Origin of the sequence: Variovorax boronicumulans NBRC 103145 (assembly GCF_001591345.1) — a bacterium.
Classification (GTDB): domain Bacteria; phylum Pseudomonadota; class Gammaproteobacteria; order Burkholderiales; family Burkholderiaceae_C; genus Variovorax; species Variovorax boronicumulans.
The window spans coordinates 25,725-43,657 of sequence record NZ_BCUS01000012.1 but is presented as its reverse complement, the minus strand read 5'-3'; the positions used below and the strand labels follow the sequence as shown (position 1 = coordinate 43,657).

Here is a 17,933-nt window from a genome sequence, read left to right as displayed (position 1 = left end):
TCATGGCCATCAGCAACCGATCCCTCCCCAAAGTCGACGTCGCCACCGCACTGCGCAACTTCGGCGACCAGTTCCGCGGACTGAATCCGAACGATCCTTCCATGTGGCCGGCGGTGCCGCGCTACGCCCTGTGCCTGGCCCTGGCTGCCCTGGTGCTGGTCGGCCTGTGGTTCGTCTGGCTGACCAATTCCAACGACGAACTCGAAGCCGAGCGCGCCAAGGAAGTCACGCTCCGGACCGACTACCAGAAGAAAGTGGCGCAAGCCGCCAACCTTGACCTGCTGAAGAAGCAGCGCGAGCAGGTGCAGCAGTACGTGATCCTTCTCGAGAAGCAACTGCCCAGCAAGGCGGAAATGGACGCGCTGCTCTCGGACATCAACCAGGCCGGCCTCGGCCGCAGCCTGCAGTTCGAACTGTTCCGTCCGGGCCAGGTGTCGGTCAAGGACTACTACGCAGAGCTGCCGATCGCCGTGCGCGTCACGGGCCGCTACCACGACATGGGCGCTTTCGCGGCCGACGTGGCCAGCCTGTCGCGCATCGTGACGCTCAACAACGTGACCGTCACACCGCAGAAGGACAAGGACGTGCTGACGATGGACGCCACCGCGCGCACCTACCGCTACCTCGACGAAGACGAGCGGGCCGCCCAGAAACGCGCTACGGCGCCGAAGGCGAAGAAATGAAGCCGGTCGCCAAAGTCCTGTGGCTGGCACTGGCCACGTTGGGCCTGAGCGCCTGCGGCGATTCCGACCAGGAAGACCTGCAGCGCTGGATGGTCGAGCAGCGCGCGCAGGTGAAGCCCTCGGTGCCGCCGATCTCCGAACCCAAGAAGTTCACGCCGCAGGCCTACACCGAGGCGTCGTCGTTCGAGCCCTTCAACATGCTGAAGCTGACCCAGGCGCTGCGCCGGGAGTCGAACCAGCCGAGCACCTCCGAGCTGATCGCGCCGGAGCTGGCGCGCCGCAAGGAAGCGCTCGAGGCGTTCCCGCTCGACACGATGGCGATGGTCGGCAGCATGAACCGCAACGGCCAGCCGGTGGCGCTCGTGCGTGTGGACAAGCTGCTCTACAAGGTGCGCGTCGGCGAATACCTGGGGCTCAACTACGGGCGCATCACCCGTATCAACGAAACCGAAGTCGCCCTGCGCGAGATCGTGCAGGACGCCGCGGGCGAATGGATCGAACGCGTAGCCACGCTGCAGTTGCAAGAGAGTGCGAAATGAACCAAAAAAAATCAACGATGGCACAGTGGCTGCGCGCCGCCGGCCTGGGTCTGCTGGCTTTCGGTGCCCTGGCCGTCGCCCATGCGCAAAACGCGATCGAGTCGGTGACGAGCTCGACCCAGTCGGGTGCGGAAGTGATCCGCATCGACCTGGCCCAGCCGCTCACCGCGGTGCCCGCCGGGTTCTCCGTGCAGACGCCGGCGCGCATCGCGCTGGACTTCCCGGGCGTGACCAACGCCATCGGGCGTTCGGCCATCGAGGTGAACCAGGGCAACCTGCGCTCGGTCAACGTGGTGCAGGCTGGTGATCGCAGCCGCGTGGTGCTGAACCTGAAGCAGGCCACGGCGTACAAGGCCGAGATCCAGGGCAAGTCGCTGCTGGTGGTGCTCGAGCCGGTGGCTGGCACGGCGCTCGCCGCTTCCGCGGCGACCACTTTCGCCGAGAACCGCAACCGCGACACGCTGCCGCTGCGCGATGTCGATTTCCGCCTGGGCGCTGATAACACCGGTCGCGTGCTGGTCGACCTGCCGAACAACCAGGTCGGCGTCGATGTGAAGCAGCAAGGCAAGAGCCTGGTGGTGGAGTTCACCAAGTCGACGCTGCCCGAAGGCCTGCGCCGCCGCCTCGACGTGGCCGATTTCGGCACGCCCGTGCAGTTGATCACCTCGCAGCAATCGGGTGACCGCGTGCGCATGACGATCGATGCCAAGGGCGATTGGGAACACAGCGCCTACCAGAGCGAAAACCAGTTCGTGGTGGAAGTCCGCGCCCGCAAGGTCGATCCGAGCAAACTCACGCAGGGTGTCGGCTACAACGGTGAGAAGCTGTCGCTCAACTTCCAGAACATCGAGATCCGCTCGCTGCTGCAGGTGATCGCCGACTTCACGAACTTCAACATCGTGACCTCGGATTCGGTCAGCGGCGCATTGACGCTGCGTCTGAAGGACGTGCCCTGGGACCAGGCGCTCGACATCATCATGCAGGCGAAGAACCTGGGCATGCGCAAGAACGGCAGCGTCCTGTGGATCGCGCCCAAGGACGAGATCAACGCCAAGGAGAAGCTCGAGTTCGAAGCCAAGGCGGCGATCGAGAACCTGGAGCCGCTGCGCACGCAGTCGTTCCAGCTGAACTACACGAAGGCCATTGCGATTGCACAGGGCCTGACGGGGACCGGTGCATCGGCGGGTGGCGGCGGTGGTGGTGGCGGCGGCGCGACCTCGCGCATCCTGAGCCCCCGCGGCAGCGTGATCGCCGAATCGCGGACCAACCAGCTGTTCGTGTCCGACATTCCCTCGCGCCTGGCGCAGGTCACCGACCTGATCCAGAAGTTGGACATTCCCGTCCGCCAGGTGCTGATCGAAGCGCGGATCGTGGAAGCCTCGGACACCTTCGGCAAGTCGCTCGGCGTGCGGATGGGCGGTGGCATCTCCCGCGAACGCGTCGCGTCGGCCAATGGCAATCCGGCCTACGGCACCTTCGGCGTCATGCCTGCCACCACCAACGCCGGCGGCGTCGGCGGCGCAGCAGCCACCTGGACCAACTCCAACTTCATCAACCTGCCCGCCGGCGACGCTGGCGGCACCGGCAACGCCGCAGGCACCTTCGCGATCTCGCTGTTCAACTCGAGCTTGTCGCGCATGCTGAACCTCGAAATCTCGGCCCTCGAAGCCGATGGCAAGGGCAAGCTGGTCTCCAGCCCCCGCGTCATCACGGCCGACCAGACCAAGGCGCTGATCGAGCAGGGCGAGGAAATCCCCTACCAGCAGGCCACCTCCAGCGGCGCGACCTCGATCTCGTTCCGCAAGGCGGTGCTCAAGCTTGAAGTCACGCCGCAGATCACGCCCGAGGGCAACATCATCCTCACGCTGGACGTGAGCAAGGACGCCCGCGGCGTCAACACCTCGGCAGGCCCGGCCATCAACACCAAGCACGTGCAGACCGAGGTGCTGGTCGAGAACGGCGGCACGGTCGTCATCGGTGGTATCTTCGAGCTCACCGAAACCAATGACGAATCGCGCGTGCCGGTGCTGGGTGAAATCCCCTACATGGGGGCATTGTTCCGCAAGCGCGAACGCGTTGCTAACAAGACCGAAATGCTCGTCTTTATCACCCCGAAGATGATTACCGACCGCAACGCCGCGCGCTGACGCGCGGGCGTAGCAGCCACCGCGTGGCGGTCGCACTTGTCGGGTTGCCCGGCGCCGGAAAGTCCGCAGTGGGCCGGCGGCTGGGCGCTCGGCTGAACACTCCCTTCATCGACACCGATCACGTGATCGAGCAGCGCATCGGCTGCACGATCCGTGATTTCTTCGATCGCGAGGGCGAAGCCGCCTTCCGCGACATCGAGCAGGCGGTCATCGCCGACCTGGCCGCCCATCCCCACGGCGTGCTGGCGACCGGCGGTGGCGCCGTGCTGCGCGAGGCCAACCGCCAGCAGCTGCGCGACCATTTCCACGTCATCTACCTGCGCTCCTCGCCCGAAGACCTGTTCCGGCGCCTGCGCCACGACGTCAAGCGCCCGCTGTTGCAGGTGGCCGATCCGCTGGGCCGGCTGCGCGAACTGCACGATGCGCGCGACCCGTTCTACCGGGAAACCGCCCACGACGTGGTCGACACCGGCCGGCCGTCGATCGCGGTGCTGGTCAACCTCATCGTGATGCAGCTCGAACTGGCGGGCGTGGTCGAACCCGGCGCCCATCCGGAAGAGCCCTCGGACTGACCCCGGCAGGCCCGAGCGCCTAAACTCGCGGCCATGTCCCTGTCTGTTTCGCCTGCACTTTCCGCCCTGCCAAAGCCCGAACGCGTCGAGATCCAGCTCGGCGAGCGCAGCTACCCGATCCTGATCGGCGGTGGCCTGCTGGAAGACCCCGCCAGCTTCGGTGTCGTTCCCGCGGCCGCCAGCGCGCTGATCGTCAGCAACACCACCGTGGCGCCGCTCTACGCTCGGGCCCTGCAAACCGTGCTGGCCGGCCGCTTCCGCACGGTCCATCTGCTTGAACTGCCCGACGGCGAGGCGTACAAGAACCTCGAAACCCTCAACCTCATCTTCGACGCCCTGCTGGGCCACGGCAGCGACCGCAAGACGGTGCTGTTCGCGCTCGGTGGCGGGGTGGTGGGCGACATGACCGGCTTCGCGGCCGCCAGCTACATGCGCGGCGTGCCCTTCGTGCAGGTGCCGACCACGCTGCTGGCGCAGGTCGATTCCTCGGTGGGCGGCAAGACGGCCATCAACCATCCGTTGGGCAAGAACATGATCGGCGCGTTCTACCAGCCGCAGCTCGTGCTGTGCGACCTGGACACGCTGCAGACGCTGCCGCCGCGCGAACTGAGCGCCGGCCTGGCCGAAGTCATCAAGTACGGCCCGATCTACGACATGGCTTTCTTCGACTGGATCGAGTCGAACATCGAGGCGCTGGTGGCGCGCGACCCGGCCGCGCTGGCCCATGCCGTGAAGCGCAGCTGCGAGATCAAGGCGCTGGTGGTCGGCCAGGACGAGCGCGAGACCGGCCTGCGCGCCATCCTCAACTTCGGCCACACCTTCGGCCATGCCATCGAGTCGGGCCTGGGCTACGGCGAGTGGCTGCACGGCGAGGCCGTCGGCTGCGGCATGGTCATGGCGGCGCAGCTGTCGCAGCGGCTCGGCGGTGTCGACGCGGCCTTCGTCGCGCGGCTCACCCGCCTGATCGAGCGCGCCGGCCTGCCCACCGTGGGACCGGCGCTGGGCGCCGAGCGCTACCTGGAGCTGATGCGCGTCGACAAGAAATCGGAGGCCGGCGAGATCCGCTTCGTGGTGATCGACCGGCCCGGCTCCGCCGTCGTGCGCAGCGCGCCCGACGCGATGGTGCGCGACGTGCTCGCGCAGTGCTGCGTGGCATGAGCGCGGCGCGACACGCGGAGATCCGGCCGTGAGCCTCGCGGCGTACGCCTGCCACCCCGCGCGCTCGCGCGGACGGCGCCACGCGGAGCCGCCCGCGCCCACGCGCGACGCCTTCCAGCGCGATCGTGACCGCATCGTCCATTCCACCGCCTTCCGCCGGCTGGTCTACAAGACCCAGGTGTTCCTGAACCACGAAGGCGACCTGTTCCGTACGCGGCTCACGCATTCGCTCGAAGTCGCGCAGTTGGGCCGCTCCATCGCGCGCGCGCTGCGGCTCAACGAAGACCTGGTCGAGGCGATCGCGCTGGCCCATGACCTGGGCCACACGCCCTTCGGCCACGCGGGCCAGGACGCGCTCAACGCCTGCATGGCCGAGCACGGCGGCTTCGAACACAACCTGCAGAGCCTGCGCGTGGTCGATGCGCTGGAGCACCGCTACCCGCAGTACGACGGCCTGAACCTCAGCTTCGAGACCCGCGAAGGCATCCTCAAGCATTGCTCGCGCGCCAACGCCGAACGCATCGAGGCCGCCGAGCCGCTGGGCGTGGCCCGCCGCTTTCTCGACCGCACGCAGCCGGGGCTGGAGGCGCAGCTGTGCAACCTGGCCGACGCCATCGCCTACAACGCGCACGACATCGACGACGGCGTGCGCTCGGGCCTCATCAGCGTCGAGCAGCTGGCCGACGTCGAACTGTTCGAACGCTACCGCCGCGAGGCGCTGGCCGAGCATCCGCACCTGCAGGGCCAAGGCCGGCGCGTGCTCTATGAAACCATCCGCCGCATGCTCAGCGCGCAGGTCTACGACGTGATCGACACGACGCGCGCGGCCATCGAGGCGCTGGCGCCCGCCGATGCCGACGCCGTGCGCCAGGCGCCGCCGCTGGTGGCCTTCAGCGGCGTCATGCAGGCGCAGTCGGAGGCGCTCAAGCAGTTCCTGTTCCGCAATCTCTATCGCCATCCGCAGGTCACGCAGACCACCGACCAGGCGAGCGAGGTCGTGCGCGGGCTGTTCGACGCCTACCTGGCGCGCGGCACCGAGATGCCTGCGTCGTACGCCGAGCGCCGCGATCGGCACCGCGCCGTGGCCGACTACATCGCCGGCATGACCGACCGCTTCGCCATGCGCGAGCACGAACGGCTGACCGGTCGCCGGGGCATCGCATGACGGCGGCCGTGCGCTCGAACAGCGCGTCGGCCCGCGTGCCGGCCGCGGCCTTCGCCGTCGTGCTGGGCGGCGTCAGCGCCGCGCTGCACCTGGGCAAGCTGCCGCCCGCCGTGCCGGCGCTGCAGGCGTCGCTGGGCATTGACCTGGTCGAGGCCGGCTTCCTCCTCTCGCTGGTCCAGGTCGCGAGCATGACGCTCGGCCTGCTGGCCGGGCTCGCGGCCGATTCCATCGGTCTGCGGCGCAGCATGCTCGTCGGGCTGGCGGTGCTGACGGCGGCCAGCCTGCTCGGAGGCGCCGTCGGTGCCGGTCTGCTGGGCGGGTCGCATGCGGTGCTGTGGTTGTTCGTGCTCCGTGCGGCCGAAGGCATCGGCTTCCTGATGGCGGTGATGCCCGGCCCGGGTCTCATCCGCGCACTGACGCCGGCGGGCGCCGACAAGGCCGCGCTGGGCCTGTGGGGCGCCTACATGCCGCTGGGCGTGGCGCTGGCGCTGCTCATCGGTCCGGCCTTGATCGGCTGGGGCGGATGGGCTGATTGGTGGTGGATGCTGTCGCTGGTGTCGGCGGGTGCGGCACTCTGGGTGTGGCTGGCGGTGCCGCGCGACCGGCCCCGCGTGGCCGGCGCAAGCCCGCAGCCCGCATCGTCCGGCTGGGCGTCGCGGCTGCGCGAGACGGTCGGCGCGCGTGCGCCGTGGCTGGTCGCGTTGACCTTCGCCGTGTACTCGTCGCAGTGGATGGCCGTGATCGGTTTCCTGCCCGCCATCTATGCCGACGCCAAGGTGCCGGCCGCCTGGAGCGCGGTGCTGACCGCGCTGGCCGCGGCGATGAACATCGTCGGCAACCTCATGGGCGGTCGTTGGCTGCAGCGCGGTGTGGCGCCCGAGCGCTTGCTGCAATGGGGTTTTCTGACCATGGCGCTGGGCGGCGTCGCCGCCTTCGCGCAGGTGGGGCAGGGCGCCGGCGCCGAAGCGCTGGGCCTGCCGCCCGCGCTGCGCTATGCCGCGATCTGCGCTTTTTCGCTCGGCGGCGGCATGGTGCCGGCCACGCTGTTCCTGCTGGGCGTGCGGCTGGCGCCGGGGCCGAGCACCGTCTCGACCACCGTCGGCCTGATGCAGCAGGCGTCGTCGCTCGGCCAGTTCCTGGCGCCGCCGGCGGTGGCCTGGCTCGCGCACCGCGTCGGTGGCTGGCACTGGACCTGGACGGCGACGCTGGTCTGCTCGCTCGCCGGCATGGCGGTCGCTGCGCGCCTCGGGCGCATCCGCCGACTGACGGAGGCCACGGCATGAGCGACCCGACGGTCATCGACGCCGCGCAGGCCGAAGCCGACACCCGCCGCTGGCTCGAACGCGCCGTGATCGGCCTCAACCTGTGCCCCTTCGCCAAGGCGGTGCATGTGAAGGGCCAGATCCACTACCTCACCTACCTCGACACCCACGAAGGCCGCCTCATCGACATGCTGCTGGCCGAAGCCCGCGCGCTCGTGGCGCTCGATGCCGAGGTGCGCGACACCACCTTGTTGATCGTCCCCCACGCGTTGGCGGACTTTCTCGACTTCAACGATTTCACCGAGCGCGCCGAGCGCAAGCTCGCCCGCGCGGGCTTCGACGGCGTGCTGCAGCTCGCCAGCTTCCATCCGCATTTCCAGTTCGCCGGCACCGAGGCCGACGACATCACCAACGCCACCAACCGCGCGCCGTACCCCACGCTGCACCTGCTGCGCGAAGACAGCGTGGACCGCGCGGTCGAGGCCTTTCCCGAGGCCGAGACGATCTTCGAGCGCAACATCGAGACGCTCGAAGCCCTGGGCCCCGACGGCTGGACCGCGCTCGATGTCGGCCCGGGAAGCGCCACGCCATGAACAACAAGAACACCATGCCCCGTCCCGCGAAAGCCCACCCCACCAACAAGGCTGCGAAGGCCGAAGCCGAGCTGGCCGAAGTCCTGCGGCCGGGCCAGTCCGTCGAGCTGCTCAAGGAGCTGCACATCCTCACGCGCGAAGGCCGGCTCAACCAGGATTCGCGGCGCAAGCTCAAGCAGGTCTACCACCTGTTCCAGTTCATCGAGCAGCTGCTGCGCGAGCTGCCGGGCGAGGGCGCCGAGGCCACGCTGGCCGACCACGGGGCGGGCAAGTCGTACCTCGGCTTCATCATCTACGACCTGTTCTTTCGCGCGCGGCAGGGCGGGCATGTCTACGGCATCGAGACGCGCAGCGAGCTGGTCGAGCGCTCTCGCGCGCTGGCGCGGCAACTGGGCTTCGGGCGCATGTCGTTCCTGAACCTCACCGTGGCCGAGTCGGCGCAGGCGAGCGAGCTGCCGGCGCAGATCGACGTGGTCACCGCGCTGCACGCCTGCGACACCGCCACCGACGACGCCATCGCCTTCGGCCTCGCCAAGAAGGCGCGCTGCATGGTGCTCGTGCCCTGCTGCCAGGCCGAAGTGGCGGCCTGCCTGCGCGAGACCAAGGCGCTGGCCCTGTCGCGCACGCCGCTGGCTGAGCTGTGGCGTCATCCGCTGCACACGCGCGAGATCGGCAGCCAGCTCACCAACGTGCTGCGCTGCCTGTACCTGGAAGCCAACGGCTACAGCGTGACGGTCACCGAGCTGGTCGGCTGGGAGCACAGCATGAAGAACGAGCTGATCCTGGCGCGCTACACCGGCCAGCGCAAGGCGAGTGCGGCGACGCGGCTGCGCGAGCTGCTGGCGCAGTTCGGGCTCGACACGCTGGGCGATACGCGCTTCCGCCTCGCGGACTGAGTATTCGGACGGCGTCGTCCACGTCCCCATGGCCCGTCTCCCCCGTCTCACGCTGGCCGGCATGCCGCACCACGTGATCCAGCGCGGCAACAACCGCCAGCCGATCTTCGTGGACCGTGCCGACCACGAGAAGCTGCTCGGCCTGCTGGCCGAGAACGCCGTGCGCTTCGGCATCGCGCTGCACGCCTACGTGCTGATGGACAACCACTTCCACCTGCTGGCCACGCCTGACAGTGCCACGGGCCTGCCGCAGTTCATGCAGTCGGTCGGGCGCAGCTACGTGCGCTACTTCAACGACCGCCACGGCCGTAGCGGCACCTTGTGGGAAGGACGCTACAGATCGACCCTGATCCAGACCGAGCGCTACCTGCTGACCTGCATGGCCTACATCGACCTGAATCCGGTGCGCGCCGGCATGGTCGCCGAGGCGCGCGACTTCCCCTGGTCCAGTCACGGCCACTACGCAGGCCTGCGGCAAGACAGGCTGTTGACCCCGCATCCGCTGTACTGGGAGCTCGGCAACACGCCCTTTGCGCGGGAGGCGGCGTATGCCGAACTGGTGCGTGGCGGGGTCCGCGCGGCCGATCAGCAGGCCCTGACCGAGGCCACCTTGCGCGGCTGGGCGGCCGGCGACGACGGTTTTCTGGACAGCCTGCAGAAGGCCACCGAGCGCCGCGTGATCAAGGCCAAGGCCGGTCGGCCGCCCGCGCCCGCCAAAGATCCGGACTGAAAGCGGCCGAAAGCCGTGCCATTGTTGGGAGTCATGCTTCTGTTTTTAATATGTCCCTAATTTAATTCTGACAAGAAAACTCAAGATTTAATAGGAATCTGACCCCCATTAAAGTGTTTGGCATTCTTTGTGCATCGCAATATGCTCCCTTTCCCTGCGAAAACTGAAGGAGCGCGCCATGACGACGGCTGCCGAGATTCAACACCTCCAAGAACACGGTCTGTATTCCGGTGCCGATGAGCACGACGCCTGCGGCGTCGGCTTCGTCGCCCACATCAAGGGCGAGAAGAGCCACGCCATCGTGCTGCAGGGCCTGAAGATCCTCGAGAACCTCGACCACCGCGGCGCCGTCGGCGCCGACAAGCTGATGGGCGACGGCGCGGGCATCCTGATCCAGCTGCCCGACCTGCTGTACCGCGAAGAAATGGCCAAGCAGGGCGTCACGCTGCCCCCGCCGGGCGAATACGGCGTCGGCATGATCTTCCTGCCGAAGGAACACGCCTCCCGCGAAGCCTGCGAACAAGAGATGGAACGCGCCATCAAGGCCGAAGGCCAGGTGCTGCTGGGCTGGCGCGACGTGCCGGTCAACCGCGACATGCCCATGTCGCCCACCGTGCGCGAAAAGGAACCGCTGCTGCGCCAGATCTTCATCGGCCGCGGCAACGACGTGATCGTGCAGGACGCGCTGGAGCGCAAGCTGTACGTGATCCGCAAGACCGCCAGCGCCAACATCCAGCGCCTGAAGCTCAAGCACAGCAAGGAATACTACGTTCCGAGCATGTCCAGCCGCACCGTGGTCTACAAGGGCCTGCTGCTGGCCGACCAGGTCGGTACCTACTACCTCGACCTGCAGGACAAGCGTTGCGTCTCGGCCCTCGGCCTCGTGCACCAGCGCTTCTCGACCAACACCTTCCCCGAGTGGCCGCTGGCCCACCCGTACCGTTATGTCGCCCACAACGGCGAAATCAACACGGTCAAGGGCAACTACAACTGGATGAAGGCACGCGAAGGCGTGATGTCGTCGCCCGTGCTCGGCGCCGACCTGCAAAAGCTCTACCCGATCAGCTTCGCCGGCCAGTCCGACACCGCCACCTTCGACAACTGCCTCGAGCTCTTGACGATGGCCGGCTACCCCATCAGCCAGGCCGTGATGATGATGATTCCCGAACCCTGGGAACAGCACGCCACCATGGACACGCGCCGCCGCGCGTTCTACGAATACCACGCCGCCATGCTCGAGCCGTGGGACGGCCCGGCCTCCATCGTGTTCACCGACGGTCGCCAGATCGGCGCCACGCTCGACCGCAACGGCCTGCGCCCCTCGCGCTACTGCGTGACCGACGACGACCTGGTCATCATGGCCTCCGAGTCGGGCGTGCTGCCCGTGCCCGAGCAGAAGATCGTGCGCAAGTGGCGCCTGCAGCCCGGCAAGATGTTCCTCATCGACCTGGAGCAGGGCCGCATGATCGACGACGAGGAGGTCAAGGCCACCCTCGCCAACAGCAAGCCCTACAAGCAGTGGATCGAGAACCTGCGCATCAAGCTCGACAGCGTCAAGGCCGAACCGGCCGCGATCCCGGTGAGCCAGGTGGCGCTGCTCGACCGCCAGCAGGCCTTCGGCTACACCCAGGAAGACATCAAGTTCCTGATGAGCCCGATGGCGCAGGCCGGCGAAGAAGGCATCGGCTCCATGGGCAACGACAGCCCGCTGGCCGTGCTCTCCAGCAAGAACAAGCCGCTGTACAACTACTTCAAGCAGCTGTTCGCGCAGGTCACGAACCCGCCGATCGACCCGATCCGCGAAGCGATCGTGATGTCGCTGGTGTCCTTCATCGGCCCCAAGCCGAACCTGCTGGACATCAACCAAGTCAATCCGCCAATGCGGCTCGAAGTGAGCCAGCCCATTCTCGACTTCGCCGACATGGCGAAGCTGCGCGACATCGGCACCTACACGCAGGGCAAGTTCAAGAGCTACGTGCTCGACATCACCTACCCGCTGGGCTGGGGTGATGAAGGCGTCGAAGCCAAGCTGGCTTCGCTGTGTGCCGAAGCGGTCGACGCCATCAAGGGCGGCCACAACATCCTGATCGTGAGCGACCGCGGCGTGGGCCCGACGCAAGTCGCGATCCCTGCGGTGCTGGCCCTCTCGGCCGTGCACCAGTACCTCGTGCGCGAAGGTTTGCGCACCACCGCCGGCCTCGTGGTCGAGACCGGTTCGGCGCGCGAAGTGCATCACTTCGGCGTGCTCGCCGGCTACGGCGCCGAAGCCGTGCACCCGTACCTCGCGATGGAAACGCTGGCGGCCATGCACGCCGACCTGCCGGGCGACCTGAGCGCCGACAAGGCGGTCTACAACTACGTCAAGGCCATCGGCAAGGGCCTGTCGAAGATCATGTCGAAGATGGGTGTCAGCACCTACATGAGCTACTGCGGCGCCCAGCTGTTCGAAGCCATCGGCCTGAACACCGAGACGGTGAACAAGTACTTCACCGGCACCGCCAGCCGCGTGGAAGGCATCGGCGTCTTCGAGATCGCCGAAGAAGCCATCCGCATGCACAAGGCCGCCTTCGGCGACGACCCCGTGCTCGCCCACATGCTGGACGCCGGCGGCGAATACGCCTGGCGCACCCGCGGCGAAGAGCACATGTGGACGCCCGACGCCATCGCCAAGCTGCAGCACAGCACGCGCTCCAACAACTGGAACACGTACAAGGAATACGCGCAGCTCATCAACGACCAGAACCGCCGCCACCTCACGCTGCGCGGCCTGTTCGAGTTCAAGATCGATCCGGCCAAGGCCATTCCGGTCGACGAAGTCGAGGCGGCTGCCGAAATCGTCAAGCGTTTCGCCACCGGCGCGATGTCGCTCGGCTCGATCAGCACCGAGGCGCACGCCACGCTCGCCATTGCCATGAACCGCATCGGCGGCAAGAGCAACACGGGCGAAGGCGGCGAAGACCCGGCGCGCTACCGCAATGAGCTGAAGGGCATCCCGATCAAGCAGGGCGACACGCTCAAGAGCGTGATCGGCGCGGCCAACGTCGAGGTCGACCTGCCGCTGAACGATGGCGACTCGCTGCGTTCGCGCATCAAGCAGGTCGCGTCGGGCCGCTTCGGTGTCACCGCCGAGTACCTGCACTCGGCCGACCAGATCCAGATCAAGATGGCGCAAGGTGCCAAGCCGGGCGAGGGCGGTCAGCTGCCCGGCGGCAAGGTCACCGAGTACATCGGCAAGCAGCGCTATGCCGTGCCGGGTGTGGGCCTCATCTCGCCGCCGCCGCACCACGACATCTACTCGATCGAAGACCTCGCACAGCTCATCCACGACCTGAAGAACACCGCGCCGCACGCGAGCATCAGCGTGAAGCTGGTGAGCGAAATCGGCGTCGGCACCATCGCCGCGGGCGTGGCCAAGTGCAAGAGCGACCACGTCGTGATCGCCGGCCATGACGGCGGCACGGGCGCCTCGCCCTGGTCGTCGATCAAGCATGCGGGCAGCCCGTGGGAAATCGGCCTGGCCGAGACGCAGCAGACGCTGGTGCTCAACCGCCTGCGCAGCCGCATCCGCGTGCAGGCCGACGGCCAGATGAAGACCGGCCGCGACGTCGCCATCGGCGCGCTGCTGGGCGCGGACGAGTTCGGCTTCGCCACCGCGCCGCTGGTGGTCGAGGGCTGCATCATGATGCGCAAGTGCCACCTGAACACCTGCCCGGTGGGCGTGGCCACGCAAGACCCGGTGCTGCGCAAGAAGTTCTCGGGCAAGCCTGAGCACGTCGTCAACTACTTCTTCTTCGTCGCGGAAGAAGTGCGCCAGATCATGGCCCAGCTGGGCATCCGCAAGTTCGACGACCTGATCGGCCGCGCCGACCTGCTCGACATGCGCAAGGGCATCGAACACTGGAAGGCTTCGGGCCTGGATTTCAGCCGCCTGTTCGCGCTGCCGATCGTGCCGGCCGACGTGCCGCGCTTCCATGTCGAGAACCAGGACCACGGCCTCGAGCGCGCGCTGGACGTGAAGCTCATCGAGAAGTCGCGTCCCGCCATCGACAAGGGCGAGAAGGTGCAGTTCATCGAGGTGGCGCGCAACGTCAACCGTTCGGTGGGCGCGATGCTCTCGGGCGCGCTGACCAAGGTGCACCCGCAGGGCCTGCCTGACGACTCGATCCGCATCCAGCTCGAAGGCACGGGCGGCCAGTCGTTCGGCGCCTTCCTGGCACGCGGCATCACGCTGTACCTGATCGGCGACGCCAACGACTACACCGGCAAGGGCCTCTCGGGCGGCCGCGTGGTGGTGCGCCCCAGCCTGGACTTCCGCGGTGAAGCCGCGCGCAACACCATCGTCGGCAACACCGCGCTGTACGGCGCGACCACCGGCGAGGCCTACCTGTGCGGCGTGGCCGGCGAGCGCTTCGCGGTGCGCCTGTCGGGCGCCACGGCGGTCATCGAAGGCACCGGCGACCACGGTTGCGAATACATGACCGGCGGCACGGTGGCCGTGCTCGGCAAGACGGGCCGCAACTTCGCGGCCGGCATGAGCGGCGGCGTCGCGTTCGTCTACGACGAAGACGGCCAGTTCGCCTCGCGCTGCAACCTCTCGATGGTGTCGCTCGACAAGGTGCTCACCTCGGCCGAGCAGACCGCCAGCGTGCATCGCAAGATCTGGCATGGCGGCGAGACCGACGAAGCGCAGCTCAAGAAGCTGCTCGAAGAGCACCACCGCTGGACGGGCAGCAAGCGCGCGCGCGAGCTGCTCGACAACTGGGCCGAGTCGCGCACCAAGTTCGTCAAGGTGTTCCCGAACGAGTACAAGCGCGCCCTGGCCGAATTGCATGACCGCCAGGTCGAGCTGGCCAGCAGCGGCAACAACGCCCATGTGGGGCTCGAGCCGCACGCACTGGCCGCGCCTGCCACGGCCGCCGTCTGAGCGCGCCATAGATACGAAGAACAGAGGAAAGCACGATGGGAAAGATCACCGGCTTCATGGAGCATGAGCGCATCGAAGAGGGCTACAAGCCTGTCGAAGAGCGCGTCAAGCACTACAAGGAATTCGTCGTCGGCCTGAACACCGACCAGGCCAAGGTGCAGGGCGCACGTTGCATGGACTGCGGCACGCCGTTCTGCAACAGCGGCTGCCCGGTCAACAACATCATTCCGGACTTCAACGACCTCGTGTACCGCGACGATTGGCAGAACGCCTTCGCGGTGCTCGACTCGACCAACAACTTCCCCGAGTTCACCGGCCGCATCTGCCCGGCGCCCTGCGAGGCGGCCTGCGTGCTCAACGTGAACGACGACGCGGTCGGCATCAAGTCGCTGGAACACGCGATCATCGACCGCGCCTGGGACGAAGGCTGGGTGGCGCCGCGCGTCGCCAAGCACAAGACCGGCAAGAAGGTCGCCGTGGTGGGCTCCGGCCCGGCCGGCATGGCCGCCGCGCAGCAACTGGCGCGCGCCGGCCACGACGTCACGCTGTTCGAGAAGAACGACCGTGTCGGCGGCCTGCTGCGCTACGGCATTCCCGACTTCAAGATGGAGAAGTCGCACATCGACCGCCGCGTCGAGCAGATGAAGGCCGAGGGCGTGACCTTCCGCACCGGCGTGATGGTCGGCGCCGCGAAAGACCCGCTGGGCAAGGGCTCCAAGGTCACCAACCTGGCCAAGGAAACCGTCACGCCCGAGCAGCTGCAGAAAGACTTCGACGCCGTGGTGCTCACCGGTGGTGCCGAGCAGTCGCGCGACCTGCCTGTGCCGGGCCGTGACCTCGACGGCATCCACTTCGCGATGGAGTTCCTGCCGCAGCAGAACCGCGTCAACGCCGGCGACAAGGTCAAGGGCCAGCTGCGCGCCGACGGCAAGCACGTCATCGTGATCGGCGGCGGCGACACCGGCTCCGACTGCGTGGGCACCAGCAACCGCCACGGCGCCGTGAGCGTCACGCAGTTCGAACTGATGCCGCAGCCGCCGGAAGAAGAGAACCGTCCGCTGACCTGGCCCTACTGGCCGATCAAGCTGCGCACCAGCTCCAGCCACGAGGAAGGCTGCGAGCGCGAGTTCGCCATCTCGACCAAGGAATTCATCGGCGAGAAGGGCAAGGTCACCGGCCTGAAGACCGTTCGCGTCGAGTGGAAAGACGGCAAGATGCAGGAAGTGCCCGGCAGCGAGCAGATCCTCAAGGCCGACCTGGTGCTGCTGGCGATGGGCTTCATCAGCCCCGTGGCCACCGTGCTCGACGCCTTCGGTGTCGAGAAGGACGCCCGCGGCAACGCGCGCGCCACGGTCGACTTCATCGGCGGCTATGCCACCAATGTGCCCAAGGTGTTCGCCGCAGGTGACATTCGCCGCGGCCAATCGCTGGTGGTGTGGGCAATTCGCGAGGGCCGTCAAGCGGCGCGTTCGGTCGACGAATTTTTGATGGGATTCAGCGACTTACCGCGCTGATTTTTGTTTCATTTGAAGCGGCGCCGTTCGCGGCCCCGTTATCATCCGCGGAAACCGCATGCCGGGATGCCTGAGAAGGCGCCCGGCTTTTTTATTGAGATGGACCCAGCCACACCCACGTCTTCCTCCTTCGTCGAATTCCGCGATGTCACGTTCGGCTACGGCGCGCGCGCGATCCTCGACGGCGTGTCGTTTTCCGTGCCGCGCGGCAAGGTGACGGCGTTGATGGGGGCATCGGGTGGCGGCAAGACCACCGTGCTGCGCCTGATCGGCGGCCAGCAACGCGCCCAACGCGGCGAAGTGCTGTTCGACGGGAAGGATGTCGGCCACTTCGATGTCGCGACGCTGTATGCGGCGCGGCGCCGCATGGGCATGCTGTTCCAGTTCGGTGCGCTGTTCACCGACATCAGTGTGTTCGACAACGTGGCCTTTCCGTTGCGCGAGCACACGCAGCTGTCGGAAGCGCTGGTGCGCGACATCGTGCTCATGAAGCTGGATGCCGTCGGCCTGCGCGGCGCGCGCGACCTGATGCCCAGCGAGGTGTCGGGCGGCATGGCGCGGCGCGTGGCGCTGGCGCGCGCGATCGCACTCGACCCCGACCTCGTGATGTACGACGAACCCTTCGCGGGGCTCGACCCGATCTCGCTGGGCACGGCCGCGCGGCTGATCCGCCAGCTCAACGATGCGCTCGGCCTCACCAGCATCATCGTGTCGCACGACCTCGAGGAAACCTTCCGCATCGCGGACCACGTGATCATCCTGGCCAATGGCGGCATCGCCGCGCAGGGGCGGCCCGACGAGGTGCGCGAAAGCGCCGATCCGCTGGTGCATCAGTTCGTCAATGCACTGCCTGACGGGCCGGTGCACTTCCACTATCCGGGCGTCAGTATCGAAGACGATTTCGGGAACCGGGAAGGGGGGCGCTCATGACCTGGTGGAAGCCCGCCGACGTCGGCTTTGCCGTGCGCAGCCAACTGGCCGACATGGGCCATGCGGCCAAGCTGTTCCTGCGCCTGCTCGGCCCGGGCGCGCAGATCATGCGCCGCTTCGGGCTGGTGCGCGACCAGATCCATTTCCTGGGCAACTACTCGCTCGCCATCATTGGCGTGTCGGGCCTGTTCGTGGGCTTCGTGCTCGGGCTGCAGATGTATTACGCGCTGCAGCGCTACGGCTCGTCCGAAGCGCTCGGCCTGCTGGTGGCGCTGAGCCTCGTGCGCGAACTCGGTCCCGTGGTGGCGGCCCTGCTGTTCACCGGCCGGGCCGGCACCTCGCTGACGGCCGAGATCGGCCTCATGAAAGCCAACGAGCAGTTGAGCGCCATGGAAATGATGGCGGTCGACCCGGTGCAGCGCATCCTCGCGCCGCGCTTCTGGGCCGGCGTCATCACCATGCCGCTGCTGGCGGCCGTGTTCAGCGCGGTCGGCATCATGGGCGGCTATGTCGTGGGCGTGCTCATGCTGGGCGTCGACCCGGGCGCGTTCTGGGGCCAGATGCAAGGCGGCGTCGATGTCTGGCGCGACGTCGGCAACGGCGTCATCAAGAGCATCGTGTTCGGTTTCACCGTGACCTTCGTCGCGTTGCTGCAGGGCTTCGAGGCCCAGCCGACGCCCGAGGGCGTGTCGCGCGCCACCACGCGCACCGTTGTGATGGCGTCGCTGGCGGTCTTGGGGCTCGATTTCTTGCTCACCGCCATGATGTTCAGTATCTAAAGGGGCCTCGGCTCCATCGTTCTAGACAGAGAGTGCAAACC

14 protein-coding genes are annotated in these 17,933 nt (G+C 67.4%); all 14 read left to right on the top strand.

Annotated elements, in window-relative coordinates:
- Positions 1–2 precede the first annotated feature (2 nt).
- The gene (locus VBO01S_RS05735) at positions 3–683 is read left to right on the top strand and encodes a type IV pilus inner membrane component PilO (RefSeq protein ID WP_062471770.1); all 681 of its coding nucleotides are present in this window, start codon (positions 3–5) and stop codon (positions 681–683) included.
- Complete coding sequence (locus VBO01S_RS05730; protein ID WP_062471766.1) at positions 680–1,222, top strand: pilus assembly protein PilP; 543 nt, start codon at positions 680–682, stop codon at positions 1,220–1,222. The genes VBO01S_RS05735 and VBO01S_RS05730 overlap by 4 nt, the downstream gene beginning before the upstream one ends.
- Complete coding sequence (locus tag VBO01S_RS05725) at positions 1,219–3,369, top strand: type IV pilus secretin PilQ (RefSeq protein ID WP_062471763.1); 2,151 nt, start codon at positions 1,219–1,221, stop codon at positions 3,367–3,369. The genes VBO01S_RS05730 and VBO01S_RS05725 overlap by 4 nt, the downstream gene beginning before the upstream one ends.
- 23 nt (positions 3,370–3,392) lie before the next feature.
- Positions 3,393–3,941 carry a shikimate kinase gene (locus VBO01S_RS33165; protein ID WP_062471759.1) on the top strand — a complete coding sequence of 183 codons (549 nt, stop codon included), beginning with the start codon at positions 3,393–3,395 and terminating at the stop codon, positions 3,939–3,941.
- Between the two features lie 33 nt (positions 3,942–3,974).
- Entirely contained in the window at positions 3,975–5,099 is a 1,125-nt protein-coding gene (aroB, locus tag VBO01S_RS05715) for a 3-dehydroquinate synthase (protein WP_062471756.1), read from the top strand.
- Between the two features lie 28 nt (positions 5,100–5,127).
- On the top strand, positions 5,128–6,264 hold the full coding sequence (locus VBO01S_RS05710; protein WP_062471753.1) for a deoxyguanosinetriphosphate triphosphohydrolase: 1,137 nt from the start codon (positions 5,128–5,130) through the stop codon (positions 6,262–6,264).
- The gene (locus VBO01S_RS05705; protein WP_062471750.1) at positions 6,261–7,547 is read left to right on the top strand and encodes an MFS transporter; all 1,287 of its coding nucleotides are present in this window, start codon (positions 6,261–6,263) and stop codon (positions 7,545–7,547) included. The genes VBO01S_RS05710 and VBO01S_RS05705 overlap by 4 nt, the downstream gene beginning before the upstream one ends.
- Positions 7,544–8,119 (top strand): DUF1415 domain-containing protein, encoded by a 576-nt coding sequence (locus tag VBO01S_RS05700; RefSeq protein ID WP_062471748.1) that lies wholly within the window; start codon positions 7,544–7,546, stop codon positions 8,117–8,119. Before VBO01S_RS05705 ends, VBO01S_RS05700 begins: the two co-directional genes overlap by 4 nt.
- Positions 8,120–8,133: 14 nt before the next feature.
- A complete protein-coding gene (locus VBO01S_RS05695) occupies positions 8,134–9,015 on the top strand; it encodes a class I SAM-dependent methyltransferase (protein ID WP_062471856.1) in 882 nt (293 codons plus the stop codon).
- Between the two features lie 28 nt (positions 9,016–9,043).
- Positions 9,044–9,745, top strand: a complete 702-nt coding sequence (locus tag VBO01S_RS05690) for a transposase (protein WP_062471745.1) — start codon at positions 9,044–9,046, stop codon at positions 9,743–9,745.
- Between the two features lie 178 nt (positions 9,746–9,923).
- The gene (locus VBO01S_RS05685; protein ID WP_062471742.1) at positions 9,924–14,669 is read left to right on the top strand and encodes a glutamate synthase-related protein; all 4,746 of its coding nucleotides are present in this window, start codon (positions 9,924–9,926) and stop codon (positions 14,667–14,669) included.
- Between the two features lie 35 nt (positions 14,670–14,704).
- A complete protein-coding gene (locus tag VBO01S_RS05680; RefSeq protein WP_062471739.1) occupies positions 14,705–16,183 on the top strand; it encodes a glutamate synthase subunit beta in 1,479 nt (492 codons plus the stop codon).
- 66 nt (positions 16,184–16,249) lie between these two features.
- Positions 16,250–17,113 carry an ABC transporter ATP-binding protein gene (locus VBO01S_RS05675; RefSeq protein ID WP_062471736.1) on the top strand — a complete coding sequence of 288 codons (864 nt, stop codon included), beginning with the start codon at positions 16,250–16,252 and terminating at the stop codon, positions 17,111–17,113.
- Entirely contained in the window at positions 17,110–17,892 is a 783-nt protein-coding gene (gene mlaE / locus VBO01S_RS05670) for a lipid asymmetry maintenance ABC transporter permease subunit MlaE (protein WP_062471733.1), read from the top strand. Before VBO01S_RS05675 ends, mlaE begins: the two co-directional genes overlap by 4 nt.
- The last annotated feature ends 41 nt before the right edge of the window (positions 17,893–17,933 follow it).